We start from the raw sequence: 24,682 nt of genomic DNA on the forward strand, positions 1-24,682 counted from the left end.
GTGGCCAGGCGTGCACGGGTGGACGCCGAACTCGTTCGCCGCGGGTTGGCTCGATCGCGAGAGCACGCGGTCGAGCTGATCGGCGCCGGCCGCGTCCTGATAGCCGGAACGGTCGCCGTGAAACCGGCGACCGCGGTGGAGACCGGCACCCCCCTGCTGGTGCGCGAGGAACCCGACGAGGTGTCGTGGGCATCGCGGGGGGCGCACAAACTTCTCGGCGCGCTGGCGGCGTTCGAGCCGCTCGGCGTCGAGGTCGAGGGCAAGAGATGTCTGGACGCGGGCGCGTCGACGGGCGGTTTCACCGATGTGCTGCTGTCGAAGGGCGCGCGCGAGGTGGTCGCCGTCGACGTCGGTTACGGCCAGCTCGTCTGGCGCTTGCAGAGCGACGACAGAGTGACGGTGCTCGACCGCACCAACGTGCGCACAGTGACGCCCGAGCTCGTCGGCGGCACCGTCGAACTGGTGGTCGGCGATCTGTCGTTCATCTCCCTCGGACTGGTGCTGCCCGCGCTCGCCGCCTGCGTCGCGCCGGGAGCGGATCTGCTGCCCATGGTGAAACCCCAGTTCGAGGTGGGCAAGGACCGCGTCGGAACCGGAGGCGTCGTCCGGGATCCCGGGTTGCGCGCCGAGGCGGTGCGCGAGGTCGCCAGGGTCGCGGCCGCGCACGGATTGCGGACCCTCGCGGCGGTGGCCAGCCCGCTGCCGGGACCGTCCGGCAATGTCGAATACTTCTTGTGGCTGCGCAGAGACGGACAGTTCGAATACGACGACGAGCAGGTCGCGGCCCTCGTCGAGCGTGCGGTTGAGGAGGGGCCACGGTGAACGCGCCGACCGCGCACGGCAGGCGGGAGATCCTGCTCGTCTCACATCCCGGGCGCGCCGAGATCATCGAAACCGCGCACCGGGTCGCGAAGATCTTCGCCGACGCCGGTATCGGTCTGCGGGTACTCGCCGACGAGGCCGACAGCACCCGATTCGAATTCGAGGATCCCAGCGCCACCGTACGGGCCGTCGCCGAACCGGGGGGTTATCCCGCGCGGGTGGTCCCGCACGATCCGGGCGCGGCGATCGGATGCGAGATGGTGCTGGTGCTCGGCGGCGACGGCACCTTCCTGCGCGCCGCCGAACTGGCGAGGCCCGCCGCGGTGCCGGTGCTCGGAATCAATCTGGGCCGCATCGGATTTCTCACCGAAGCCGAAGCCGAACACCTCGATGACGCGTTGGCGCAGGTGGTGCGCGGTGATTACCGGGTCGAGGATCGGATGACGATCGACGTGACGGTGCGCGTCGACGACGAGATCGTGGAATCCGGCTGGGCGCTGAACGAGGCGAGTATCGAGAACGCCTCGCGGATGGGCGTACTGGAGGTGGTACTCGAAGTCGACGGCAGGCCGGTGTCCTCGTTCGGCTGCGACGGCATCCTGCTCTCCACCCCGACCGGTTCCACCGCCTACGCCTTCTCCGCGGGCGGCCCGGTGGTGTGGCCGGAACTGGAGGCGCTGCTGGTGATTCCGAGCAATGCCCACGCGCTGTTCGCGCGGCCGCTGGTGACCAGCCCCGAATCCCGTATCGCGGTCGAGTCGGTGGCGACCGGACACGATGCGATAGTTTTCCTTGACGGCAGGCGCACCATCGCGCTGCCTCGTGGTGGCCGGGTGGAAGCGGTCCGTGGCGCGGAACCGGTGCGCTGGGTGCGTTTGGATTCCGCGCCGTTCGCCGACCGGATGGTGCGCAAGTTCCAATTGCCCGTGACCGGCTGGCGTGGCCGACGGCGAACGGAGAGCACACGTGCTGACAGAGATCAGGATTGACGGCCTCGGCGTCATATCCACCGCCACCGCGCAGTTCCACTCGGGATTGACCGTGCTGACCGGCGAGACCGGTGCGGGTAAGACCATGGTCGTCACCAGCCTGCATCTGCTGAGCGGGGCGCGCGCCGACGCGGGCCGGGTCAGGCTCGGCGCCCAGCGCGCGGTGGTGGAGGGCCGGTTCACCGTCGACGACGTCAACGAGAGCGCCCGAGCCGACGTGGCCGGTGTGCTCGAATCGGCGGCGGCCGAACCCGACGACGACGGCAGCATCATCGCCGTGCGCACCGTGAACAGCGACGGACGTTCGCGTGCGCATCTCGGTGGCCGCGGTGTCCCCGCTTCGGTACTCGCCGAATTCACCGCGCCGCTGCTGACGGTGCACGGCCAGAACGACCAACTGCGGCTACAGCGTTCCGATCAGCAGTTGAACGCGCTCGATCAGTTCGCGGTCGACACCGTCGGTCCGCTGTTGGCCAAATACCAGGTGTACCGGCGTTCCTGGCTCGACGCGCGCAACGAATTACTCGAACGCACCGCGCGCAGTCGCGAACTCGCGCTGGAGGCCGATCGGCTCAAACATTCGCTCAACGAGATCGACTCCATCGCACCGGAACCCGGTGAGGACACGCGCATCGTGCACGAGGTGCGCAGGCTCGGCGATCTGGATTCGCTGCGCGAGGCCGCCGCGACCGCGCACGACGCGCTCGCGGGTCCGGCCGATTCGCCCGAAGCCGGTTCCGGCGCGCTGGAATTGCTCGGAACGGCGCGCGGCCGCATCGAATCGGCCGATGATCCCGCGCTCTCGGCGCTCGGCCCGCGACTGGGCGAGGCCATCGCCGTCGTCGTCGATCTGACCACCGAATTGAGCGGCTACCTGTCGGATCTGCCGTCCGATCCCGGCGCGCTGGACTCCCTGCTGACCCGCCAGGCCGAACTCAAGTCCCTGACCCGCAAGTATGCCCCGGATATCGACGGTGTCATCGCCTGGGCCGAGGAATCGCGTACCCGGCTCGATTCGCTCGACGTCTCGGAGGAGACGCTGACCAAACTCGCCGCGGAGGTCGATATCGCCGCGGAGAAGGTCCGTGAATCGGCACGCAAGTTGACCGCGGCGCGGACCAAGGCCGCGGGCAAACTGGCGACCGCGGTCAGCGCCGAACTCGGCGGTCTGGCCATGGGGAAGGCGCGGCTGGAGGTCGAGGTCCGGCCGGTGCTCGCGGGCGCGCAGGATTCGTCGCCGCTGACCGTCGCGGGCAAGGAACTGCACGCGGGCGGCTCCGGTGTCGACGAGGTGGGGTTCCGACTGTCCGCGCATTCCGGCGCGCAGTCGCTGCCGCTGAGCAAAAGCGCGTCCGGTGGTGAGCTCTCCCGGGTGATGCTCGCGCTCGAAGTGGTGCTCTCCAGCTCCGATCACGGCGCGACGATGGTCTTCGACGAGGTCGACGCCGGGGTCGGCGGTCGCGCGGCGGTGGAGATCGGGCGGCGCCTGGCCCGTCTGGCCCGAACCCACCAGGTGATCGTGGTGACCCACCTGCCCCAGGTGGCGGCTTTCGCCGACACCCACCTGGTGGTCCACAAATCCGATGACGGCGAGGGCACGGTCGACAGCGGCGTCCGGGCGTTGACCGAGGACGAGCGGGTCATCGAACTGGCCCGCATGCTGGCGGGTCTGGACGATACCGAGACCGGTCGCGCGCACGCGGAGGAATTGTTGGAGACGGCGCGCGCCGAGCGAACCCCGGCCTGATCTCGGAACCCCTCGCACGCCGGATGGGTTCCGAGGGTTATCAGCGCAGGGCTTTCTGCGCACCCTTGATGAACTGGTTGATCAGGTTCTTCAGTCCGAATTCGAGCACCTTCGCCGGAACGGGCAGGCTCGGCTCGGACTCCATCGTGTACGAGACGAGGGTGCCGTTGTCGGCGTCGGTGAAGGTGATGATGCCGACGTGGCGTTTCACCGGCGCGCCCTTGACGATCTTGTATTCCATGCGCTCGCCCGGGACCAGTTTCGTGGTCTCCTCCAGCAGGCCCACGCCGCCCTTGCCGATGAGGTACTGCGCGCCGACACCCTCGGGGGTGGGCGAGCCCGGCCGCTTGAGCGTGAAATCGACCGGCACGTAGGGATTGATCCCGTCACGTGCGGCGAAGAATTGATAGACGACTTCACGCGGGGCGGCGATGACGGCTTCGACGGTCGTGCTTGCCATGTTGTCTCCTCTACGAACTGTCTGTGACAGGAAGTGTATAGGTACCCTGACGAAATCCCGCGAGACGATATCGCCCGCGGCGAGGGTGTACAGAATCGTTCTGATCGTAAGGATTTCCGGGACGGTCGCGACTGCGCATGATGGATGCCGGGTGCCGGCAGCAGTCGAAGCGAGGGTTCATGTACGACATTCGACGCCTCATCCTGTTGCGCGACCTGGCGGAGCGCAACACCATGACGGCGGTTTCGGAGTTGCACGGCATCACCACCTCGGCCGTGTCACAGCAATTGCGGATTCTGGAAGACGAGGTCGGCACCGTGCTGACCCGGCGTGAGGGCAGGGTGCTTCGGCTGACCCCGGCCGGTCGCATACTCGTCGACCACACCTCGCGGATCGTCGCGGCGCTGGAGGAGGCCGAGAGCGCGGTCGCGGCCACGGCCGAGGCGGTCACCGGGGTACTCACACTGGCGACGTTCCGGACGGCGCAGACCCGGCTCGCGCTACCCGCCGCGGCCAGGCTCAAGCGCGAGTACCCGGCGCTGCGCATTCGCCTGGTCGACCAGATGCCCGTCGACTCGGTTCCCGCCGTGCGCCAGCAGGAGGTCGATCTGGCGATCACCTACTCCTACTCGTTCCGGGCCAGGGATCTGCCGTTCGGACTGTCGTCGGAATTCCTCTTCAGCGATCCGCTCGTGCTGCTCGCCCCGCCCGGTCTCCGTGAGCGCGCCGCGCAGCAGGGGCTGGTCGCCGCGCGCGATGCCGACTGGATCGCGGCCCGCGACGGCGCGCCCTCCATCGTGTCGGTCGTATACGCCTGCGGCGAAGCCGGTTTCGCGCCGAGGATCGAACATCGCAGTGGCAGTTTCGACGGGATGGCGGAGATGGTGGCGCACGGTCTGGGTGTCGCCATCGTTCCGGAAATGTCGGTGGCCGAACATCATCGGGAGTTGATCGCGTGCACCATCGCCGACGGCTCACGTCAGATCGGGGTCACCTATCGCCAGGCATCGCTGGAACGACCGGCCGTGTCGGCCGCGATCCGCGCGCTACGGCTGACCGTGCTCCCGACACAGCTGGCTTCGTGAGTTTCCCGGCGCACCCGCGTGATTCGCCGGTGAATCGGTGACCGATTGGAATCACGGTGATCGAGTCCGTTGTTCCGAACCGTCTCGTGACACAGCGTGAAAGGTGGCCCGGGATGAGCCGGGCGTGACCGGGACGACCATCGCACGGAGGAGACAGCGCATGGGCTCACGACGTCGACCGCTCAAGACGGTAACCGGTGTCAGCGGGGCGGTGAGTGTGTATTCGGCCGCGATCGACCCGGCGGTGTCCACGGTCGCCTCCTCGATCGAGATCGCGAAAATCGCCGAGGCGAACAAATTCGACGCCCTGTTCGCGGCCGATCTGCTGACCTTCGGCGCGCAGGGCGCGATCGGCGCGCAGGAACCGCTGATCTTCCTGTCCGCGCTGAGTTCGGTGACCTCGCACGTCGGCCTGATCGCCACGGTGACCACGACTTTCCACCATCCGTTCAACCTCGCCAGGCTGTTCGGGACGCTCGATCACATCAGCAACGGTCGCGCGGCCTGGAACGCCGTCACCTCCTCGGTCGGTGAGGAGAACTACGGCGACCAGGAGTTGCCGAGCCCCGAGCAGCGCTACGCGCGGGCCACCGAATCCCTCGAGGTCGTCAACGCGCTCTTCGACAGCTGGCGGCCGGGTTCGCTCACCTCCGACGGTCACGGCGGCGCGGTACTCGACCGGGATCTGGTGGTTCCGATCGATTATCGAGGGCAGTTCTTCACGGTGCGCGGACCGCTCAACATCCCGGTGCTGCCGCAGCGCAGACCGGTGCAGTTCCAAGCCGGGCAGTCCGAGGGCGGGATCGAACTGGGCGCGCGGTTCGCCGAAGTGGTGTTCACCTCGTTGCCGACGTTGGAGGACGCCGTCACCTACACCAAGCGGATCCGCACCCGCGCCGCCGAGTCGGGACGCGCGGACGGGCTTCCGCTGATCATGAGTTCCTTCCACGCGACCTACGGCGCGTCCGAGGAGGAGGTCGGCCGGATCGTGCGCGAGCAGGCCGAGGCCTTCGATCTCGACGCGGGACGGGTGGCGCTGGAGGATATGTTCGGCGGCGGTATCGACCTGTCGGGTTTGCCGCTGGACCGGCCGATTCCGGAGCATCTGCTGCCCGAGCTCACCTCGGTCAACCGCAGACGCGGTCGGGTGGAGATCTTCGGCAAACTCGCGCGTTCGGGAAAGACGTTGCGCGAGTTGATCATCGCGAGCAAGGACACCGGGCACTGGGCGGTGGCCAGCACTCCGGAACAACTCGCCGACGCGGTCCAGGAACGCTATGACGCGGGAGTGCTCGATGTCATCTCACTCGGCGGACTCGCCGACCCGCGCACCCGTGACTTCCTGCTGAACGGGCTGCTTCCCGAATTGCGCCGCCGGGGAATCGTCGGTGACGACTACGTCGGCGACACCTTCCGCGCGAATCTCGAACTCCCGCCGCTGCCCGCGATCCCGGACCGATCGCGGGGCCGCTAGTCGCCGGGGCGAACGGTGGTGAGTTGGGTGAGAACGCAGTACCAATCACCGTCGCGTTCGACGAACACGTCCGTGGTCCATTCGTCGGAATCGAACTCCCGGTCGTCGAACCGTGCCGTGTTGCGCACGCGGACCGAGAACACCGCGACCTCGCCGTGACACCGGATCCGGGGTGCGCCGACCCGTGCCATGGCGGAATGTGTCAGCGTGCCCGCGCGCACGAGTTCGAGAAATCGGGTGCCCTCGGTGATGCCGGTCTCGCCGACGAAAACCCATTCGTCGGTGACGAATTCGGCGATGCGGTCGGCGTCGTTGGCGACGATGGCGGTCAGCCAGTCGTCGTAGCGGAGTGTCAGCGCGTGGTCGGTGGAAGTCATATCGCCACGCTAGGACCTCGGCGACCGGTGGTCTTGGACGAATGGAACAGCACGGTTCCGGCGACGCGCTCGCATCGTCGGAACCGTGTGCACGCGGTCTATTGCAGTGCGGTGCGCTTGATCTGTTCGAATTCCTCCGCGGTGATCGCGCCGTCGTCCAGCAGTTTCTTGCCGTTGGCGATCTGCGCTGTCGGATCGGAGCCCGCGACCTGCCTGATGTAGGCGTCCTGGGCCTGTTTCATTTGGATCGTGTCCGCGGTGCGGCGCTCGGCCATGCTCTTGCCGCGCACCACCAGGTAGACCAGGGCGGTGATGAACGGGAATATGAGCAGGAAGACCACCCAGATCGCCTTCGCCCAGCCCGAGGTCTCGTGATCCCGGAACAGGTCCATCAGGATCGAGAACATCACCATCAGATAGGCGATGAAGAAGAAGCTCACCACGATGAACCAGATAATGTCCCAAAAATCCATGTCGTTCGCCCTTCCGGAGGCTGCGGCGCGTGTGCGCCCTCAGCACGATGTGGTCGCGTTGTGATACGACGTGGCATCACTTTCCCGCCCACGCGCCCGGATTTCCTCACACGATGCGGGTGATTCCGGTCGCGATGCCGGTAATTAGCCGAAGTCGGGATCTCGAGGTCGTCACGGCGACACGGACCCTCCGGTCCGATTTCGGCGCGGACGGTATCACAGTGACGAATGTGCGGGCTGGTGCGGCGCGCCTCCATCGAAAGTCGTGTTCCAACAGCCATTATCGGGCCATGAAGATGCCGGCGCTGCTGTCGAGGACGACCGAATCGCTGCCAGGCCTGACCGGGGTGGCCCGGGTCGATCGCAATACTCGTCGTTTGCTGCGGCGCGCAGGGGCCGGTGACGTCGTGGTCATCGACGAGATGGACCTGGATCGGATGACCGCAGACCGCCTCATCGAGGCCGGCGTCGTCGCGGTGATCAACACCTCGCCCTCGATCTCGGGGCGCTACCCCAACCTCGGCCCGGAAGTGCTCGTGGCCAACGGCATCCTGCTGCTCGACACGGTGACCTCGGACGCCTTCACCAAGATCAAGGACGGCGCCAAGGTCCGCATCACCGACGGCGTCGTCTACGCGGACAAATTCGGCAAGAAGGAACCCGAGGTCCTGGTCGAGACCATCGAACTGACCGAAGCGGCGATCGCGGAACGGATGGTCGCCGCCCGCAGCGGTCTCGCGGACCATCTCGAGGCGTTCGCCGGAAACACGATCGAATTCGTCCGCACCGAGAGCGCGTTGCTGATCGACGGCATCGGCGTACCCGAACTCGAACTGTCCATGAAGAACCGGCACGTGGTCGTGGTCGCCGACGGCTCCGACCACGCGGAGGACCTCAAGCGGCTCAAGCCGTTCATCAAGGAGTACGCCCCGATAATGGTCGGCGTCGGGCGTGGCGCCGACACCCTGGTGAAACACGGCTACCGGCCGGATCTGATCGTCGGCGATCCGGACGAGATCACCACGGCCACACTCAAATGCGGCGCCGAGGTGATCCTGCCCGCCGATACCGACGGTCACGCCAGGGGACTGGAGCGGATCCAGGATCTCGGAATCGGCGCGACCACCTTCCCGTCCTCGGGCGCTCCCGCCGATCTGGCCCTGCTGCTCGCGGATCATCACGGCGCGGCGCTGATCGTGACCGCGGGCGCTGCCGCCTCCCTGGACGACTTCTTCGACCGCGGCAGGCGCGACAGCAATCCGGCGACCTTCCTGACCCGGCTCAAGGTCGGCACCAAACTGATGGACGCCAAGGCCGTCGGCACGCTCTACCGCAACCGCATGTCCGGCGTGGCCATCGCCATGGTGGTGCTCGCGGCCCTGGTCGCGGTGATCGTGGTCCTGCTCGCCTCAAACACCGGCGGCGAAACCCTGAACTGGACGATCGACACCTGGAACCGGTTCGCGCTGTGGGTGCAGGGCCTGGCGGGTAGCAGCTAGCGCGATCGGTCCGTCACGAGCGTAGGAGCGTCATGATCTCGTTTCGCCAGCACGCGATATCGATCGTCGCGATCTTCCTCGCCCTCGCGATCGGGGTGGTGCTCGGATCCCAGACGCTCGCGGCGGACATGCTGTCCGGACTGCGCTCGGACCGGACCGAGCTGAGCAGGCGGGTCGAGGAGTACTCCGCGCGGAATCGGCAGTTGACCGACGAACTCAATGCCGCGGATCGTTTCATCGCGGGGTCGGTGGGACGCGTCCTCGGGGGAACGCTCACCGGCCGCAGCGTCGTGGTATTCACCACGCCCGACGCCGATCCGGCCGACGTCGAATCGGTGATCAGGGGGCTGGAGACCGCGGGCGCGCCGGTGACCGGGCGTCTCGCGCTGACCGACGCGTTCCTGGACTCGGGCGAGGGCGACCGGATGCGTGCCGCCATGACCAATGTGATCCCGGCCGGGGCGCAGCTGCGCACCGGCGCGGTCGATCAGGGCAGTATGGCGGGCGATCTGCTCGGGCTTGTGTTGCTGCTCGACCCGGGCAACGGCGCGCCGCGCAGCACCCCGCAGGAACTGAGCCTGGTGCTGGAGACATTGCGCGGCGGGGGCTTCGTCGCCGAAGCGGACGCGCCGATCGCGCCCGCCCAGCTCGCCGTGGTGATCACCGGCAACGGCGCCAAGGCCGCCGAGAACGCCCAGGGGGCCAATATCGCCCGGTTCACCGGCGCGTTGCGCGGTCGCGGCTCAGGGGCGATTCTGGCGGGCCGCGCCGGGGCGGCGGATGATCCCGGTCCGATCGGTGTCATCCGTTCCGACCCGGCGATGGCCGCCGCCGTCACTACCGTCGACAATCTGGACCGCGAGATCGGTCGGGTCACCGCGGTGCTCGGACTGACCGAACAGCTGAACGGGGCCGCCGGGCGTTACGGCACGGGGACGAGGGCGACCTCGTTGACACTCGCCGCGCCACCACGCTGATCGGAATCGGCTCGTATCGCCTCAGCCGCGCTCGGCCACCGCGAGCGCCTTCAACTCCGCGAACCGCACGATATTGCCCGCCGCGCCCCAGGTGCCCTCGGGCTGTTCGTGGATCAGGACCCACACCCGCAGGCCGTCGCTCTCGCCGAGTCCGGCGGCCGCGAGTACCTCGGCGGTCACCTGCTGGACCAGGCCCGCTTTGCGACGGTCGGACAGCGCGCCTTCCGGCACGGTCACATCGACCCGGAACCGGGGCAGCTCGTCCCCGGCATTGACGAATCCGCCGGGCGCCACCTCCTCGACGAGGCACCAGGACTGCGCGCGGAAGAACCGGGTGTCGGGTGCGCCCTCCCAGTGCAACAGCGTGGCGATGAGGGTTTTCTGCAATTCGGCCCGGGTCGGGGCTGGCAGCACTCCGGCGGGAAGTGTGAGTTGGATCATCGGCATGGGAACTCCCTGAGTATAACGACTGTTATATTCCGAAGACGGTACGCTATGACAGTCGTTATAGACAGGGAGATGCGAATGGCCGAGTCGCGGGCACGGGACCGGATGGTGGTCGCGGCGGCCGACATGCTGCGCCGACGTGGTCTGAACGCGACCAGCGTCCGCGAACTGGCGAAACACGCAGGTGCGCCCCTCGGGTCGACCTACCACTACTTTCCCGGCGGCAAATCCCAGCTGGCCACCGAAGCGGTCCGCTTCGCGGACGGTCTCGTCGCGCGGAAGCTGGCGAAGGATCTGCCCGCCGGGCCGATCGTCGCGCTGCGTGAATTCGTCGACATGTGGAGAAAGGTCGTGCTCGACAGCGATTTTCGCGCGGGTTGCCCGGTGCTGGCCGTCTCGGTGGAAGATCTGCCCGATACCGACGATCCGCGCCTGGCCGCTGCCGCCGCCTTCGATCGGTGGACCGGATTGCTGGCCGATTCGCTACGTGCCCACGGCGCGGCCGACACCGTCGCGACCCGGACCGCCACGTTGATCGTGGCCGCGCTCGAGGGTTGCGTCGCGATCTGTCGAGCGCAGCGCGACACGGCGGCGCTGGATCGGACAGCCGACGCCCTGGAAGAGGTCGTGCGCGGTGTCATCGGCCGACCTGTCCGCTGAAACCGGGACCGCGGCCGAAAACGGCACGGCAGCGACTTCCGGGCAAACGGGCGTGGCGGTCGAGCGACCGGGTGCATCCGTGTTACCGTGAAGACCCGTGGGTCAAACACGGATTCAGGCGCGAACTGCCACGAAACATATCTTCGTCAGTGGTGGAGTCGCCTCCTCATTGGGCAAAGGCCTGACGGCTTCCAGCCTCGGTCAGCTGCTGACAGCGCGCGGGCTGCGCGTCACCATGCAGAAACTCGACCCGTATCTGAACGTCGATCCGGGCACCATGAATCCGTTCCAACACGGAGAGGTGTTCGTGACGGAGGACGGCGCCGAGACCGATCTCGACGTCGGACACTACGAGAGATTCCTCGATCGCGACCTGTCCAAGGACGCGAATGTCACCACGGGGCAAATCTATTCGACGGTCATCGCCAAGGAGCGGCGCGGCGAGTACCTCGGCGACACAGTGCAGGTGATCCCGCACATCACCGACGAGATCAAGGACCGCATTCTCGCGATGCAGGGCCCCGATCTCCAGGGCCAGGTGCCTGACGTGGTGATCACCGAGATCGGCGGCACCGTCGGAGACATCGAATCGCAGCCCTTCCTCGAGGCGGCTCGCCAGATCCGCCACGACGTCGGTCGTGACAACGTCTTCTTCCTGCACGTCTCGCTGGTGCCCTACCTGGCGCCGTCGGGCGAGCTGAAGACCAAGCCGACCCAGCATTCGGTGGCGGCGCTGCGCAATATCGGTATCCAGCCCGACGCGCTGATCCTGCGCTGCGACCGCGAGGTGCCCCAGGCGCTCAAGAGCAAGATCGCGCTCATGTGCGACGTCGAGGTCGACGCTTGCATCTCCACCCCGGACGCGCCGTCCATCTACGACATCCCCAAGGTGCTGCATCGGGAAGGTCTCGACGCGTACGTGGTGCGCAGGCTCGGCCTGCCGTTCCGGGATGTCGACTGGACCGTGTGGGGCGATCTCCTCGACCGGGTGCACTCCCCGCGCGAGACCGTCGAGGTGGCGCTGGTCGGCAAGTACGTCGACCTGCCCGACGCGTACCTCTCGGTGACCGAGGCGTTGCGCGCGGGCGGGTTCGCCTCGCGGGCCAGGGTGCAGATCCGCTGGGTGCCCTCCGACGAATGCGAGACCGAGGCGGGCGCGGTCGCCGCGCTGCGCGACGTGGACGCGGTGCTGATCCCCGGCGGTTTCGGCATCCGCGGTATCGAGGGCAAGGTCGGCGCCATCCGTTTCGCCCGCCTGCGCGGTATCCCGCTGCTCGGGCTGTGCCTGGGCCTGCAGTGCGTGGTGATCGAGGCGGCGCGTTCGGTCGGGCTGGTCGAGGCCAACTCGGCGGAATTCGAACCCGACACCCCGCATCCGGTGATCTCGACCATGGCCGACCAGGAACAGATCGTCGCCGGTGAGGCCGATCTCGGCGGCACCATGCGTTTGGGCGCGTACCCGGCGGCGCTGGTCAAGGGATCGGTCGTGGCGAAGGCCTACGGCTCGGACAGCGTCTCGGAACGTCATCGGCACCGCTACGAGGTGAATAACGCCTACCGCGACAAGATCGCCGCGAGCGGCCTGCGGTTCAGCGGCACCTCGCCGGACGGACACCTGGTCGAATTCGTCGAGTACCCGGCGGATGTGCATCCGTTCCTCGTCGCCACCCAGGCGCATCCGGAACTCAAGAGCCGTCCGACCCGCCCGCATCCGCTGTTCGCGGCACTGGTGTCCGCGGCATTGAAATACAAACTGGCCGAACGACTTCCGGTGGACATCTCGGACGAGGAACTGGCCGCGGCCGACCAGAGCTCCTGATACGCGGGGTCGCTGCGACGCGAACCCCCCTCGACGCGCGGCACGCGACGCGCACTGGCGCGGCGCGTGCCGTGTCCGTATGCGGCGGGCCGATCGTGGGTATAGCGTGCTCGGGTGCGGGGATGTCGGCTCGGACGTGATCGGCGGTCCGGTCGACGGGTACCGCGCTCTCGCGTCCGGGAGGTCCGGACGGGAGCGAGTGGGTGTGAGCGCGGGCGGTGACGCCGAGTGGGAGTGAGGCACGGTCGTGACGAAGAACGAAACAGCGGCGGGCAGCCACGATTTCGACACAGTGTCGAGCCGGACCGTCTACAGCGGAGCGATTCTGGCGCTGCGACTGGACCAGGTCGCGATGCCGGGCGGCAAGGTGGTCGAACGCGAGGTCATCGAACATCACGCGGCGGTGGCGGTCGCGGCGATCGACGAGAACGACGAACTGGTGCTCATCGACCAGTACCGGCATCCGATCGGCGCCAGGCTGCTCGAACTGCCCGCCGGACTGCTCGACGTGCAGGGCGAGGATCCCCTCGAGGCCGCGCGGCGTGAACTCGCCGAGGAGACCGGACTGGCCGCGGCGGAGTGGTCGGTGCTCGTCGACGTGGCACTGTCGCCTGGATTCACCGACGAGGCGCTGCGCGTCTACGTCGCACGCGATCTGCGCGAGGTCGACCGTCCGGAACCGGAGAACGAGGAAGCGGATCTGCGCGTGATCCGCATGCCGGTCGGCGCCGCGGTGCGCGCCGCGCTCGCGGGCGAGATCGTCAACGCGACAGCGGTGGCCGGTGTGCTCGCCCTCGCGGCGGCACGCGCCGACGACATCGCGCTGCGCCCGGCCAACGCGCCGTGGCCGGGTCAGCCGACGGGTTTCCTGCGCCGCCAGGCGCGCTCACGATCCGGAGACTGAGATGTCCGACGGGGTACTCGCGCGTGAAATCGCCGCCTACCTCGACCATCTCGCGGTCGAGCGTGGCGCCGCGCGCAACACGCTCGGCGCGTACCGCCGCGATCTCGACCGCTACCGGGAATTCCTGACCCGACGCGGCATCACCGAACTCGACCGCGCGGCCGAATCCGATGTCGCCGAATTCACCGTCGCGCTGCGGGCGGGCGGGACCGGGCATCCGCCGCTCGCCGCGAGTTCGGTGGCGCGCGCGTTGATCGCGGTACGCGGGTTGCACCGTTTCGCGGCCGCCGAGGGGATGAGCGCCACCGATGTCGCGCACGGGGTGAAACCCCCGGCCCCCGGCCGCCGACTGCCGAAAGCGCTGCCCTACGACCAAGTGTCGCGCTTGCTCGAGGCGGCGGGCGGCGGCGCGGCGGATTCGCCCGACACCGCGCCGGGCGCTGACGGCGGTCCGCGCGGTCTGCGTGATCGCGCGCTGCTGGAACTGTTGTATTCCACGGGGGCGCGGATTTCGGAGATGGTCGGACTAGACGTGGACGACCTCGACACCGGCGAACGCACGGTCACCTTGCACGGCAAGGGCGGTAGACAACGGATGGTGCCCATCGGTCGTCCCGCCATCGCTGCGGTCGAGGCCTATCTGATCCGCGGTCGTCCGACGCTGGCGGCGGGTGGAAGAAGCGGGACGAAAGGTAACGGGGGCGCGCTGTTCCTGAACGCGCGCGGTGGCAGGCTGTCTCGCCAGAGCGCCTGGCAGGTGTTGCGGATCGCCGCCGAACGCGCGGGTATCGGCTCGGCCGTTTCGCCGCACACGCTGCGTCATTCGTTCGCCACCCATTTGCTGGACGGCGGCGCCGATGTCAGGGTCGTGCAGGAGTTGCTCGGCCACGCGTCGGTGACGACGACCCAGATCTACACCCTCGTCACCGTCAACACCCTGCGCGAAGTGTGGGCGACCGCGCACCCTCGGGCACGATGAAAACGGTGCGATGCCACCGGGGTCGGGGCGGTGCCGATATGCGCGCGCGGTTCCTCACCGATCGCACACGGGGTATCGTCCGGATCGAAGGTATCCGCAGGCCGCATCTCGCCGCGAGACATCGCGTCGCGCGAAGGAGCGGAATGAGACAGCATGGAGGGACTGCCCACATCGGAGTCGATCGAGCTCGGCGTGTGCTCCGAACACGGTGTCGCGTGTCCGAACGTGGGTCTCGTCTTGTCAAGCGGTAGCGTCTATCGAGAGCTGGACCGTACGAAAGCGAGGTCGGGCCTGATCGGTCTCGCTACGCTCGGCGAGGCAACGGGCAGAAGCATAAGGAGCAGCGGATCGTGACGACAGCCGGTGCGGCGCAGGAGCCGCAGATGGGTGCTGGGGCGCAACCGCTTACAGGCCCCCGTTCGGAACCGTACTCGGACGCCGCGGCGGAAACGCTGTGGGGCAAAGGAGCCCAGCCGGTTCCCGCGGAGAGCGCGGAACTCGGCCCGACGGGCCGTCCGTTGCGCCTGGTCCCGCACCCGCCGCCGCTGGGCAGGCACGGTGACGCGCTGATCGTCGCCATGTGCAACCAGAAGGGCGGGGTCGGCAAGACGACCTCGACCATCAATCTCGGTGCCGCGCTGGCCGAATACGGGCGCCGCGTGCTGCTGGTGGATCTCGACCCGCAGGGCGCGCTCTCGGCCGGGCTCGGCGTCGCCCACCACGACCTCGACCAGACCGTGCACAACCTCCTGATCGGCTCGCGCACCTCCATCGACGACGTACTGATGCAGACCCGGGTCGAGAACATGGATCTGCTGCCGAGCAATATCGATCTGTCCGCCGCGGAGATCCAGCTGGTCAACGAAGTCGGCAGGGAACAGACGCTCGGCCGCGCGCTGGAACCGGTGCGCGATCGCTACGATTACATCCTCATCGACTGCCAGCCCTCGCTCGGTCTGCTCACGGTGAACGCGCTGGCCTGTTCGGACGGCGTCATCATTCCGATGGAATGCGAATACTTCTCGTTGCGCGGTCTCGCACTGCTCAACGACACCGTGGAGAAGGTGCGCGACCGGCTGAATCCACGACTGAGCCTGTACGGCATCGTGGTGACGATGTTCGACGCCCGTCTACTACATTCGCGACAGGTGATGGCGCGCGTCGTCGAGGTTTTCGGTGAGCTGGTGTACGACACCGCCATCTCGCGCACGGTCCGTTTTCCCGATGCCAGTGTCGCGGGCGAGCCCATCACCACGTGGGCCCCGAAATCCGGTGGAGCCGAGGCGTATCGGGCGATGGCGCGGGAAGTCATCCACCGGTCCGGACGGTGAGCGAGGCGAGAACCCCGGCGCCGCAGACGACCACCGAGGACCCGCACGAACCCGATGACGGCCCGGCGTCCGACATCCCGCCGGAGGAACCCGCGCGCGCGGCGGGCTTCCACCTGTCGCTGAGCAACTTCCAGGGCCCGTTCGACCTGCTGCTCACCCTGATCAGCTCGCGCAGGCTGGACGTGACCGAAGTCGCGTTGGCCCAGGTCACCGATGAATTCATCGCCTACACGAAGGCTTTGACCGCGGCGAGCGCGGGAGAATCGGGCCTGCGCGCGGACAAGATCCTGGACCAGACCACCGAATTCCTCGTCGTCGCCGCGACCCTGCTCGATCTGAAAGCGGCGCGGTTGCTGCCCTCCGGCGAGATGACCGATTCCGAGGATCTGGAATTGCTGGAGGCCCGCGATCTGCTGTTCGCGCGCCTGCTGCAATATCGTGCGTTCAAGCAGGTCGCGGAACTGTTCGCGGAACTGGAGGCGGTGGCGCTGCGGCGCTATCCGCGTTCGGTCGGACTGGAGGAGCGCTTCGCCGGGCTGATGCCCGAGGTTACCCTGGGGGTGGACGCCGCGGCTTTCGCGCAGATCGCCGCCGTGGCTTTCCGGCCCAGACCGATCCCTCGGGTCGGACTCGACCACCTGCACGCGCACGCGATCTCGGTGGCGGAGGAGGCGGCGTGGGTGTTGGAACGGCTCAAGGAACGCGGGAAGGGCGGTTGGACGACCTTCGCGGAACTGGTCGCCGACTGCGAGGTGGCGGTGCAGATCGTGGCCCGCTTCCTGGCGCTGCTCGAGCTGTACCGGGGTAAGACGATCGAATTCGAGCAGCCCGATCCGCTCGGTCCGCTCGCGGTGAGCTGGATCGGTGAGCTCGACCCCGGCGCCGAGGAGACCGAGACCATCACGATCGAGGAGGACTACGGGTGAACCAGCCCAGCGCGCACGCGGCGGACTCCACCGAGGTCATCGCATCCGACGCCGCGGAGGTCGCGACCCCCGAGATCTCGGACACGATCACACCCGCCGTGCCCGTTCCCGAGCCTTCCGTGGCGGAGTTCACTCCCGCGACTCTCGACGAGACCGAATTCCGGTCCGCGCTCGAGGCGATGTTGCTCGTCGTCGACGCTCCCGCCCCGGTAGAACAGCTGGCGGCGGCTTTGGACGACACCACCGAGCGGGTCGAGGCGGCCCTGCGCGAGATGTCGGCCGGATTCTCCGCCAGGGGCAGTGGCATCGACCTGCGTTTCGTGGGAGACGGGTGGCGCTTCTATACTCGCAGCGAGTACGCGCCATATGTGGAACGGGTGCTGCTCGACGGCGCCCGGACCAAATTGACCCGGGCGGCGCTGGAAACCCTGGCGGTGGTCGCCTACCGCCAACCGGTGACCAGGACCAGGGTCAGCGGGGTTCGCGGTGTGAATGTCGACGGTGTCATGCGCACCTTGCTCGCACGTGGATTGATCGCCGAGGCCGGGGTGGACCCGGAGACCAACGGCACGCAGTACAGCACGACCGAACTGTTCCTCGAACGGATCGGACTCGCGTCGTTGTCCGACCTGCCCGCGCTGGCGCCCCTACTTCCGGGCGTCGACCTGATCGATGAGATCAACGAGAGCCTGGAGACGGATCCCCGTTACACCAGGCTGAGAAAACCCGCCGAATCCGACCTGGATCTCGGCACCGAGAATTGACAGGACAGATGAATACTTCCGCTCGCCGAGATGGCACACCGGATCGAAGAAAACGTAGCGACCAGCCCGCATCGGGTGGCGCGAATCGCAGCACCGGTTCGCGCGGCGCTCGCGCCGCACAGCGCGGCGCCGCCGCCGAGCGCGGAGCCCGGGACAACGACCAGCGCGGCAACGGCAGGCGCGGCGGTTCCCAGAGCGATTCCCCTCAGCGTGGTTCCGGTCGCGGCGGTTACGGGCAGGGTGACTCGCCCCAGCGTGGTTCCGGTCGTGACGGGTACTCGCAGGGTGTTTCGGCCCAGCGTGGTTCCGGTCGCGGCGGTTATGGGCAGGGTGACTCGCCCCAGCGCGGTGGACACGGGCAGGGCGGCACCGCTTCGGGCGCTTCGGGTGGCCGCGGGCCTTCCGCGACCCCGCAATCCGGTTCGGCGCCGCGTGGCGCACGGCGTCCCGCGCAGGCGCAGGCTCCCGCCGGTCGCAAAGCCAAGAATCCGAAACCGCAGCGTCAGGTCAGCGGACCGCCGCTGCTGAGCAATGCCAAACCGGCGCGTCGCCAGCACGTCGAAACCGACAGCACCGAAACCCACACCAAGATGCCGTGGGGCGAGGGGGAGCGGTTGCAGAAGGTGCTCGCCAAGGCGGGCGTCGCCTCGCGCCGCGCCGCCGAGGACCTGATCGATCAGGGCCGCGTCGAGGTCGACGGGCTCATCGTGCGCGAACAGGGTCTGCGCATCGATCCGCAGAACGCGGTGGTCCGGGTCGACGGAACGCGCGTCATGGTGCGCGCGGAACTGGTGCACCTGGCACTGAACAAACCCAAGGGCTGGCAGTCGACCATGTCCGACGATCTCGGCCGCCCCTGCGTCGGCGATATCGTCGCCGAGCGGATCGCGGCAGGTCAGCGATTGTTCCACGTCGGACGGCTCGACGCGGACACCGAGGGCCTGCTGCTGCTGACCAACGACGGCGACCTCGCGCACCGGCTCATGCACCCGTCGTTCGAGGTGTCCAAGACCTACCTGGCCACGGTGAACGGCGAAGTCAACAACAAGATCATCAGCAAGCGACTGCGCGACGGCGTGGAACTGGAGGACGGCCCGGCCAAGGTCGACCGCTTCCAGGTGCTAGAGATCGGCGAGGGACGCTCCCTGGTGAAACTCGTGTTGCACGAAGGGCGCAAGCACATCGTGCGCAGACTGCTCGACGAGGTCGGGCATCCGGTCACCAGGCTGGTTCGCACCCATATCGGCCCGGTGCTGCTGGGCGATCAACGGCCGGGCACGCTGCGAGTGCTCGGCCGCGACGAAGTTGGCAAACTCTACGAGGCGGTGTCGTTGTGAACGGTGTGGAGGTTCCGGTGCAGAGTGTCGCAGCGGGAAAGCTTTCGGGCACCGAGTCGTTGGTCGTGGCGATGGACGGACCGTCCGGCACGGGCAAGTCGAGCGTCTCCCGCCGGCTCGCGGGCCGTCTCGACGCCCGCTACCTGGACACCGGGGCGATGTACCGGGTGGCGACCCTGCGGGTGCTGCGCGCGGGTATCGACCTCACCGACTCCGCGGCGGTCGCCGCGTCCGTCAAGGAACTGCCGCTGACCATCGGCACCGATCCCGGCCACGAGATCATCGAACTCGACGGCGAGGACGTGTCCGGTGAGATCCGCGGCGACGCGGTGACCAAGGCGGTGTCGGCGGTGTCGGCGGTGGCCGAGGTGCGCGAACTGCTTGTCGCGTTGCAGCGGGAGATCACCTACAGCGCGCAGCGGATCGTGGTCGAGGGCCGCGATATCGGTACCGTGGTGCTGCCCGACGCGGATGCCAAGATCTACCTGACCGCCTCCGCCGAGGCCAGGGCCCAGCGCCGCAATCAGCAGAACATCGACGAAGGACGCGGCGACGACTACGAAGCCGTCCTGGCCGATGTCCAGCGTCGTGACAATCTCGATTCGACCCGCAAGGTCTCCCCGCTGCGCCCGGCCGATGACGCGGTCATCGTCGACACCAGCGAACTGAGCAAGGACGAGGTCATCGACGAGTTGTACCGCGTTGTCGCACATCAGATCACCACGAGCTCGCCGGGAGGCGCCCGATGAACGAAGACGTACTCGCCGGCGACGGCGTATGGAGTGACGAGACCGACTGGGAAGTCCTCGATTTCGCCGAGGAGTCGGAGGAGGGCGAAGAACTCGCCATGCCGACCCTCGCGGTGGTCGGCAGGCCCAATGTCGGCAAGTCCACGCTGGTCAACCGCATCCTCGGCAGGCGCGAGGCCGTCGTGGAGGACATCCCCGGCGTCACCCGCGACCGGGTCTCCTACGAGGCCAACTGGTCGGGCCGGCGTTTCTGGGTCCAGGACACCGGCGGCTGGGAACCCGACGCCAAGGGTTTGCAGCAGCATGTCGCCCGGCAGGCCGAACTGGCCATGGACACCGCCGACGCCATCCTGCTCGTGGTCGACGCCACCGTCGGCGCGACCGCGACCGACGAGGCCGCGGTCAAGAAGCTGCGTCGCTCCAAGATCCCGGTGATCCTGGTGGCCAACAAGGTCGACGATCAGCGGGTCGAATCCGAGGCGGCGACGCTGTGGTCGCTCGGGCTCGGCGAGCCGCGCATGGTCAGCGCCGCGCACGGACGTGGCACCGGCGATCTGCTCGACGATGTGCTCGCGGCGCTGCCCGAGACTCCCCGCGAGGGTGGCGGCGGTGGCGGACCGCGTCGCGTCGCGTTGGTCGGCAAGCCGAATGTCGGTAAGTCGAGCCTGCTCAACAAATTAGCGGGCGACGAGCGTTCGGTGGTGCACGATGTCGCGGGCACCACGGTCGATCCGGTGGACAGTCTCGTCGATCTGGGCGGCAAGATCTGGAAGTTCGTCGATACGGCGGGCTTGCGGCGCAAGGTGTCCAATGCCAGCGGCACCGAGTTCTACGCGTCGCTGCGCACCAAATCCGCGCTGGAGGCCTCCGAGGTCGCGATCATGCTGATCGACGCCTCCCAGCCGATCACCGAGCAGGATCTTCGCGTGATCAGCCTGGTCGCCGACTCGGGTCGCGCGCTGGTGCTCGCCTTCAACAAATGGGATCTGGTCGACGAGGACCGGCGTCTCATGCTGGAGAAGGAAGTGGACCGCGACCTGAACCGGGTGCCGTGGGCGGGCCGGGTCAACATCTCCGCCCAGACCGGGCGGGCCGTCCAGAAGCTGGTTCCCGCCATGGAAACCGCGCTGGAGTCGTGGGACAAGCGGATCTCGACCGGTCGCCTGAACACCTGGCTCAAGGAAGTCGTCGCGGCGACGCCGCCGCCGATGCGTGGCGGGCGCCTGCCCAGGGTTCTCTTCGCCACCCAGGCGTCGACGCGACCGCCGACGTTCGTGCTGTTCACCACCGGCTTCCTGGAGGCGGGTTACCGTCGATTCATCGAGCGCAGGCTGCGTGAGGAATTCGGATTCGACGGCTCACCGGTTCGTGTTTCGGTGCGTGTGCGCGAAAAGCGGGAACGCAAGAAGTAGGTCTGTTTCGTCGGCAGGCCCTGTGACCGGTGTCGTCACAGGGCCTGTGCGATTTCCACCCGGTGCATCGTCGCGGCCCGGCTCTGCCCGATCTGGATTCCGTTGAATCGGATTTCCGCGGCCTGCAATTGGTCGGCGAGTTCGCGTCGGTACTCGGCGATCCGGCGTCCGGACAGATCGCTGAGCGGGAAACCGCGCACTGATTGTAGTGCGGCGGCCAGGAATTCGCGGCCTTCGGCGTCGTCGAGCTGGGCCGCGCGTTCGGTCAGGATGCGGAACTGATGCACGTCGACCCATTCCGCCGGAACGTCGAGGCGGAACACCCCGTCGCCGCTGATCAGCGCGTCGCCAAGGCCGAGCGGGCGCAGCAGATCCCGTAGCACGGCGACGATCTCGTCCAGCGCGGCGTCGGCGTCGGTGGGCGGATCGTCCCACACCCAGTCGATCACTTCCTCGCGCGAGACGGGCTGGCCCATCACCGACAGCAGTGCGGTGAGCAGGCGCTGTTCGCGCGCGGTGCCGAGTTCGGCACGCCGACCGTTCTTCTCGGCCTCGACGGTGCCGAGCAATCGGAATTGCACCACGGAGCGGAGGAACGCGCGGTTACCGATCGCCATGGAATTCTCCCTCACTGCATGAATCGGACCGAAATATCGCGAATTCGGATCCGATTGCACACCTGTCGATTTCAGTACGCGCGGCCGTCCGGGGGGCTTTCCTGGATATCGGAGCGGAGGTAGTGGTCCTCCGCGATCTAGGAGACATCATGAGAGACAACACATTCGATGAGGGGGACTTCAATGCGAAGTTCGCAAAGAGTACCTTCAGTGATGGCGGCGGAGGGTGCGTCGAGGTCGCGTCGGGCAACGGGCGGATCGCTGTGCGCGATTCGAAGGATCCGTCCGGTCCGGTGTTGTGGTTCACGACCTCGGAATGGCGAGCCTTCCTCGCCGGCGTGCGTGCCGGTGAATTCGATTTCGGCACATGACGCCGCCAGGGTGGTGCCGCAGCGGGGTTGCCGCGGCACCACCCTGGCCGGTGTTGCGGAATTCGACATCTCAATCGCCCGCAGACCCGCGGATCTCGACGGCGAGTCCGGCGAGGAACTCCCTGGCGGCGTCGCCGAAGAGTGCCATCCTGCCCAGCAGTTCCCAGCACCGGCGATACAGTTCGATCTCCTCGGGCGCGCGGACCAGCCTGCTCGCGTCGATCAATTCGAGCGAGACGAGGGTGTCGTCGTAGCCGGTGTCGTAGATGACGAAACCGTGCGGAACTGTCGTCGTCGCCTCGATGTCGTTGGGTATGACGCCGATCGAGACATTGTCGAGTGTGCTGAGCGAGGAGATGCGGTCCAACTGGCCGAGCACCACCCGATGCGGACCGGGACGCAGGCGCAGCGCGGCCTCGGTGATGAGGAACTCGTATCGCCTGTCCGAGTCGTACAGTGCCAGTTGCCTGTCGAGCCGGGCCGCCAGCGCGGCCGCGAGATCATCTTTGGCGTAGGGCAATTGGAAGGTCGCGAAAACTCTGCGGGCGTATTCGGCGGTTTGGAGCAGGCCGGGCACCACCGAGGGCTGGAAGGTGGAGACCACGTCGGCCGCGGATTCGCGCTCGCGGACCTCGTGCTGGAGATGTCTGCGCGTCGCCAGTGCGGACCGCCAGGTATCGACTTCGGAATGCGCCGCTTCGGTCAAAAGTCGCAGGGCACGCAGAGTTTCGGGGCTCGCGTCGACCTCTCTGGCCCAATCCAGTACCTGCGGGATCGAGGGAACGGCGTTCCCCTTCTCGATCCGCGAGAGTTTGGATTGACTGATTCCGACCCGATGCGCGAGATCGCGCCCGGAGATCCCGGCGAGATCGCGCAGACGCCGGAGTTCGGCCCCTAGCCGGGCGCGCGGTTCCGTATCGGGGGGATCCGGGTCGGAGACGGTGGACACTCCCACCCCCGCGTCGTTTCCGGCTCGATTCATCTGACCCATGGCGGGTCGAATTGAATCACTACGATTCGCTGTCGTCAAGAATATGCCCTTTCCCGCTGGTCGTGTCGTGATTCACCGCGGATCGGAGTCGTACGGGATCGGTGATCGGCCGGTGCGTCATCGCCCGCGCCGAGGATCGGAATCGCCTGCCCCCGCGTCGATTCGACGCGAACCGGATACCTGCTGTCGGTACGAGCCTTTCGACACCCGTCGGCCGTCACGGGCGGCCTCTTCTCGCTCCGGGACGGCACGGTGCGGGCGTCGTATTCGGTCGTTGCGGGCATGGCATTCCTCGCTTCGAACGCGGCAGGACTTGCGGTCTGATTGCCACATCTTTGCACAAGAATAGCGAGACTGCCGGTCGTGACTCTCTCCGTAATGGCATGGGCGACACGAACTGTGAATGTTTGCTGAGAAACTGGTGTTTCAGACACGCACGATCGATTGCTGAAAGATGTCCGACAGGTATCCGAAAGTTTCGACTCGACCCGGATCGGCGAGCGGATCCCGGTCGGCCCCGTCACCGCATTGCTTTCGTATGAAAGCATTACGAAAATGCACATGTCGGAAGGAGTTCGGGGACTAGGGTGCGGAGGGATCTTTCAGTAACCGCATCATCACTGGTCACGAGTCTTCGACTCGCACAGTATTGGAGGGGATGGCGAGTGGTCGACAGGTCGGGCGGGAGTGTTTCGGGGATCACCTTGATGCCGCCGACGTTCGGGGAGCTGTTGCGCCGGTTGCGGCACGGTCGAGCGATCTCGCGGGAGAAGCTCGCGATCGGCGCGGGTGTGAGCGTCAGCTATCTCACCCATCTCGAGCGTGGTGAACGTGACCGGCCGACGCGGACCGTGGTGGACGGCCTGGTTCGTCACCTCGACGGCGTGCGGGAATTGGCGCGTCACGACCGCAGGCATCTGTTCGAACTCGCGGGCCTGGTCGAGACCGTCGTCCCGACCGTCGCGCAGTTGCGCGCCGAGATCACGCCGGATATGCGGCGGGCGCTCGACCTGCACGAGCCGTACGCGGCGGCGTATTTCGACTCCCGCTGGAATCTGCTCGCCGCGAACGCGACCGTCGGGGTTCTCTTTCCCGGATTGCGCGAGGAGGCCAATATCCTGCACTGGTTCTTCGGTCACGAACTCGCGCGGCGCGCGGTGGTCGACTGGGAGCACGCGGTCGCGCTGTCGGTGGCGGGCCTGCGCGGTCGGATCGGTCGATTGCAGGCCGGTGAGCATTTCGCCGGATTCCTGGGCGAACTCGGGGTGTATCCGGAGTTTCGCGCACTGTGGGAGCGCGGCGACGTCACGTATTTCAGCGAGCACCCGCACCTGCGATTCCGTGATCTGACAACCGGCGAATGCCGCGACTACGACTTCCAGATCTACGACGTCGACAGCGGAAGTTATCCGGGATGGGTCCACTTCTTCGGGGCTAGGTCCGCGTAGTGCGGCTGAAACATGTTCTAGACA

25 protein-coding genes are annotated in these 24,682 nt (G+C 67.4%); 19 read left to right on the forward strand and 6 right to left on the reverse strand.

Annotation, left to right across the window (positions count from 1 at the left end; genetic code table 11):
- From OG225_RS05485 to recN, 3 genes are read left to right on the forward strand one after another with little or no spacing between them, the layout of a single operon-like run.
- On the forward strand, positions 1-822 hold the full coding sequence (locus tag OG225_RS05485; protein WP_405180671.1) for a TlyA family RNA methyltransferase: 822 nt from the start codon (positions 1-3) through the stop codon (positions 820-822).
- Complete coding sequence (locus OG225_RS05490; RefSeq protein ID WP_216907934.1) at positions 819-1,811, forward strand: NAD kinase; 993 nt, start codon at positions 819-821, stop codon at positions 1,809-1,811. Before OG225_RS05485 ends, OG225_RS05490 begins: the two co-directional genes overlap by 4 nt.
- The gene (recN, locus tag OG225_RS05495) at positions 1,789-3,558 is read left to right on the forward strand and encodes a DNA repair protein RecN (protein ID WP_405180672.1); all 1,770 of its coding nucleotides are present in this window, start codon (positions 1,789-1,791) and stop codon (positions 3,556-3,558) included. The genes OG225_RS05490 and recN overlap by 23 nt, the downstream gene beginning before the upstream one ends.
- A gap of 40 nt (positions 3,559-3,598) precedes the next feature.
- On the opposite strand, the gene OG225_RS05500 is transcribed toward recN, so the two are convergent.
- On the reverse strand, positions 3,599-4,018 hold the full coding sequence (locus OG225_RS05500; protein ID WP_405180673.1) for an SRPBCC family protein: 420 nt from the start codon (positions 4,016-4,018) through the stop codon (positions 3,599-3,601).
- Positions 4,019-4,197: 179 nt separating this feature from the next.
- Here OG225_RS05500 and OG225_RS05505 point away from each other — a divergent pair, with 179 nt between their 5' ends.
- Both OG225_RS05505 and OG225_RS05510 read left to right on the forward strand, forming a co-directional pair.
- Positions 4,198-5,103 carry a LysR substrate-binding domain-containing protein gene (locus tag OG225_RS05505; protein ID WP_405180674.1) on the forward strand — a complete coding sequence of 302 codons (906 nt, stop codon included), beginning with the start codon at positions 4,198-4,200 and terminating at the stop codon, positions 5,101-5,103.
- 160 nt (positions 5,104-5,263) lie between these two features.
- Positions 5,264-6,577 (forward strand): NtaA/DmoA family FMN-dependent monooxygenase, encoded by a 1,314-nt coding sequence (locus OG225_RS05510; protein WP_405180675.1) that lies wholly within the window; start codon positions 5,264-5,266, stop codon positions 6,575-6,577.
- Here the strand turns inward: OG225_RS05510 and OG225_RS05515 are convergent.
- Positions 6,574-6,954 carry a nuclear transport factor 2 family protein gene (locus OG225_RS05515; protein ID WP_405180676.1) on the reverse strand — a complete coding sequence of 127 codons (381 nt, stop codon included), beginning with the start codon at positions 6,952-6,954 and terminating at the stop codon, positions 6,574-6,576. The two genes, OG225_RS05510 and OG225_RS05515, sit on opposite strands and share 4 nt — an antisense overlap.
- 98 nt (positions 6,955-7,052) lie before the next feature.
- The gene (locus OG225_RS05520; protein WP_216907924.1) at positions 7,053-7,427 is read right to left on the reverse strand and encodes an SHOCT domain-containing protein; all 375 of its coding nucleotides are present in this window, start codon (positions 7,425-7,427) and stop codon (positions 7,053-7,055) included.
- A 290-nt stretch (positions 7,428-7,717) separates the two neighbouring features.
- Between OG225_RS05520 and steA the strand changes: the two genes are divergently transcribed.
- Together steA and OG225_RS05530 are read left to right on the forward strand one after the other, a co-directional pair.
- A complete protein-coding gene (gene steA / locus OG225_RS05525) occupies positions 7,718-8,926 on the forward strand; it encodes a putative cytokinetic ring protein SteA (protein WP_405180677.1) in 1,209 nt (402 codons plus the stop codon).
- 32 nt (positions 8,927-8,958) lie between these two features.
- Positions 8,959-9,903, forward strand: coding sequence for a copper transporter (locus OG225_RS05530; RefSeq protein WP_405180678.1), 945 nt, complete (start codon positions 8,959-8,961; stop codon positions 9,901-9,903).
- A 21-nt stretch (positions 9,904-9,924) separates the two neighbouring features.
- Here OG225_RS05530 and OG225_RS05535 read toward each other — a convergent pair whose 3' ends face one another.
- Positions 9,925-10,344, reverse strand: a complete 420-nt coding sequence (locus OG225_RS05535) for a 4-oxalocrotonate tautomerase family protein (RefSeq protein WP_405180679.1) — start codon at positions 10,342-10,344, stop codon at positions 9,925-9,927.
- Positions 10,345-10,428: 84 nt separating this feature from the next.
- Between OG225_RS05535 and OG225_RS05540 the strand changes: the two genes are divergently transcribed.
- The 10 genes from OG225_RS05540 to der all read left to right on the forward strand — a co-directional run bounded on the left by OG225_RS05540 (position 10,429) and on the right by der (position 21,231).
- Positions 10,429-11,010 (forward strand): TetR/AcrR family transcriptional regulator, encoded by a 582-nt coding sequence (locus OG225_RS05540; protein WP_405180680.1) that lies wholly within the window; start codon positions 10,429-10,431, stop codon positions 11,008-11,010.
- A 97-nt stretch (positions 11,011-11,107) separates the two neighbouring features.
- Positions 11,108-12,829, forward strand: coding sequence for a CTP synthase (locus tag OG225_RS05545; RefSeq protein WP_405180681.1), 1,722 nt, complete (start codon positions 11,108-11,110; stop codon positions 12,827-12,829).
- A 247-nt stretch (positions 12,830-13,076) separates the two neighbouring features.
- Positions 13,077-13,733 (forward strand): NUDIX domain-containing protein, encoded by a 657-nt coding sequence (locus tag OG225_RS05550; protein WP_405180682.1) that lies wholly within the window; start codon positions 13,077-13,079, stop codon positions 13,731-13,733.
- A 1-nt stretch (position 13,734) separates the two neighbouring features.
- The gene (locus OG225_RS05555; RefSeq protein ID WP_405180683.1) at positions 13,735-14,712 is read left to right on the forward strand and encodes a site-specific tyrosine recombinase XerD; all 978 of its coding nucleotides are present in this window, start codon (positions 13,735-13,737) and stop codon (positions 14,710-14,712) included.
- Between the two features lie 350 nt (positions 14,713-15,062).
- On the forward strand, positions 15,063-16,043 hold the full coding sequence (locus OG225_RS05560) for a ParA family protein (RefSeq protein ID WP_232840341.1): 981 nt from the start codon (positions 15,063-15,065) through the stop codon (positions 16,041-16,043).
- The gene (locus tag OG225_RS05565) at positions 16,040-16,969 is read left to right on the forward strand and encodes a segregation and condensation protein A (RefSeq protein WP_405180684.1); all 930 of its coding nucleotides are present in this window, start codon (positions 16,040-16,042) and stop codon (positions 16,967-16,969) included. The genes OG225_RS05560 and OG225_RS05565 overlap by 4 nt, the downstream gene beginning before the upstream one ends.
- Before the next feature lie 119 nt (positions 16,970-17,088).
- A complete protein-coding gene (scpB, locus tag OG225_RS05570; protein WP_405183202.1) occupies positions 17,089-17,733 on the forward strand; it encodes an SMC-Scp complex subunit ScpB in 645 nt (214 codons plus the stop codon).
- 8 nt (positions 17,734-17,741) lie between these two features.
- Positions 17,742-19,070 carry a pseudouridine synthase gene (locus tag OG225_RS05575; RefSeq protein WP_405180685.1) on the forward strand — a complete coding sequence of 443 codons (1,329 nt, stop codon included), beginning with the start codon at positions 17,742-17,744 and terminating at the stop codon, positions 19,068-19,070.
- A gap of 71 nt (positions 19,071-19,141) precedes the next feature.
- Positions 19,142-19,819, forward strand: coding sequence for a (d)CMP kinase (cmk, locus tag OG225_RS05580; RefSeq protein ID WP_405183203.1), 678 nt, complete (start codon positions 19,142-19,144; stop codon positions 19,817-19,819).
- Entirely contained in the window at positions 19,816-21,231 is a 1,416-nt protein-coding gene (gene der / locus OG225_RS05585) for a ribosome biogenesis GTPase Der (protein WP_216907906.1), read from the forward strand. The genes cmk and der overlap by 4 nt, the downstream gene beginning before the upstream one ends.
- A 35-nt stretch (positions 21,232-21,266) precedes the next feature.
- Here the strand turns inward: der and OG225_RS05590 are convergent, their stop codons facing one another.
- A complete protein-coding gene (locus OG225_RS05590; protein ID WP_405180686.1) occupies positions 21,267-21,848 on the reverse strand; it encodes a winged helix-turn-helix domain-containing protein in 582 nt (193 codons plus the stop codon).
- Between the two features lie 122 nt (positions 21,849-21,970).
- Here OG225_RS05590 and OG225_RS05595 point away from each other — a divergent pair, with 122 nt between their 5' ends.
- Positions 21,971-22,219 carry a DUF397 domain-containing protein gene (locus OG225_RS05595; RefSeq protein ID WP_308165177.1) on the forward strand — a complete coding sequence of 83 codons (249 nt, stop codon included), beginning with the start codon at positions 21,971-21,973 and terminating at the stop codon, positions 22,217-22,219.
- A 70-nt stretch (positions 22,220-22,289) separates the two neighbouring features.
- On the opposite strand, the gene OG225_RS05600 is transcribed toward OG225_RS05595, so the two are convergent.
- Positions 22,290-23,201 (reverse strand): helix-turn-helix domain-containing protein, encoded by a 912-nt coding sequence (locus OG225_RS05600; protein WP_405180687.1) that lies wholly within the window; start codon positions 23,199-23,201, stop codon positions 22,290-22,292.
- Between the two features lie 716 nt (positions 23,202-23,917).
- On the opposite strand from OG225_RS05600, the gene OG225_RS05605 reads away from it, so the two are divergent.
- The gene (locus tag OG225_RS05605; RefSeq protein ID WP_405180688.1) at positions 23,918-24,658 is read left to right on the forward strand and encodes a helix-turn-helix transcriptional regulator; all 741 of its coding nucleotides are present in this window, start codon (positions 23,918-23,920) and stop codon (positions 24,656-24,658) included.
- Positions 24,659-24,682: the final 24 nt, after the last annotated feature.

Origin of the sequence: Nocardia sp. NBC_01377, assembly GCF_045040005.1 — a bacterium.
Taxonomy (GTDB): Bacteria; Actinomycetota; Actinomycetes; order Mycobacteriales; family Mycobacteriaceae; genus Nocardia; species Nocardia noduli.

Coding starts and splice junctions, on each gene's coding strand:
- OG225_RS05500 (WP_405180673.1), bottom strand. CDS start 4,018: ATGGCAAGCACGACCGTCGAAGCCGTCATCGCCGCCCCGCGTGAAGTC.
- OG225_RS05505 (WP_405180674.1), top strand. CDS start 4,198: ATGTACGACATTCGACGCCTCATCCTGTTGCGCGACCTGGCGGAGCGC.
- OG225_RS05510 (WP_405180675.1), top strand. CDS start 5,264: ATGGGCTCACGACGTCGACCGCTCAAGACGGTAACCGGTGTCAGCGGG.
- OG225_RS05515 (WP_405180676.1), bottom strand. CDS start 6,954: ATGACTTCCACCGACCACGCGCTGACACTCCGCTACGACGACTGGCTG.
- OG225_RS05520 (WP_216907924.1), bottom strand. CDS start 7,427: ATGGATTTTTGGGACATTATCTGGTTCATCGTGGTGAGCTTCTTCTTC.
- steA (WP_405180677.1), top strand. CDS start 7,718: ATGAAGATGCCGGCGCTGCTGTCGAGGACGACCGAATCGCTGCCAGGC.
- OG225_RS05530 (WP_405180678.1), top strand. CDS start 8,959: ATGATCTCGTTTCGCCAGCACGCGATATCGATCGTCGCGATCTTCCTC.
- OG225_RS05535 (WP_405180679.1), bottom strand. CDS start 10,344: ATGATCCAACTCACACTTCCCGCCGGAGTGCTGCCAGCCCCGACCCGG.
- OG225_RS05540 (WP_405180680.1), top strand. CDS start 10,429: ATGGCCGAGTCGCGGGCACGGGACCGGATGGTGGTCGCGGCGGCCGAC.
- OG225_RS05555 (WP_405180683.1), top strand. CDS start 13,735: ATGTCCGACGGGGTACTCGCGCGTGAAATCGCCGCCTACCTCGACCAT.
- OG225_RS05575 (WP_405180685.1), top strand. CDS start 17,742: ATGAATACTTCCGCTCGCCGAGATGGCACACCGGATCGAAGAAAACGT.
- cmk (WP_405183203.1), top strand. CDS start 19,142: ATGGACGGACCGTCCGGCACGGGCAAGTCGAGCGTCTCCCGCCGGCTC.
- der (WP_216907906.1), top strand. CDS start 19,816: ATGAACGAAGACGTACTCGCCGGCGACGGCGTATGGAGTGACGAGACC.
- OG225_RS05590 (WP_405180686.1), bottom strand. CDS start 21,848: ATGGCGATCGGTAACCGCGCGTTCCTCCGCTCCGTGGTGCAATTCCGA.
- OG225_RS05600 (WP_405180687.1), bottom strand. CDS start 23,201: ATGAATCGAGCCGGAAACGACGCGGGGGTGGGAGTGTCCACCGTCTCC.
- OG225_RS05605 (WP_405180688.1), top strand. CDS start 23,918: ATGCCGCCGACGTTCGGGGAGCTGTTGCGCCGGTTGCGGCACGGTCGA.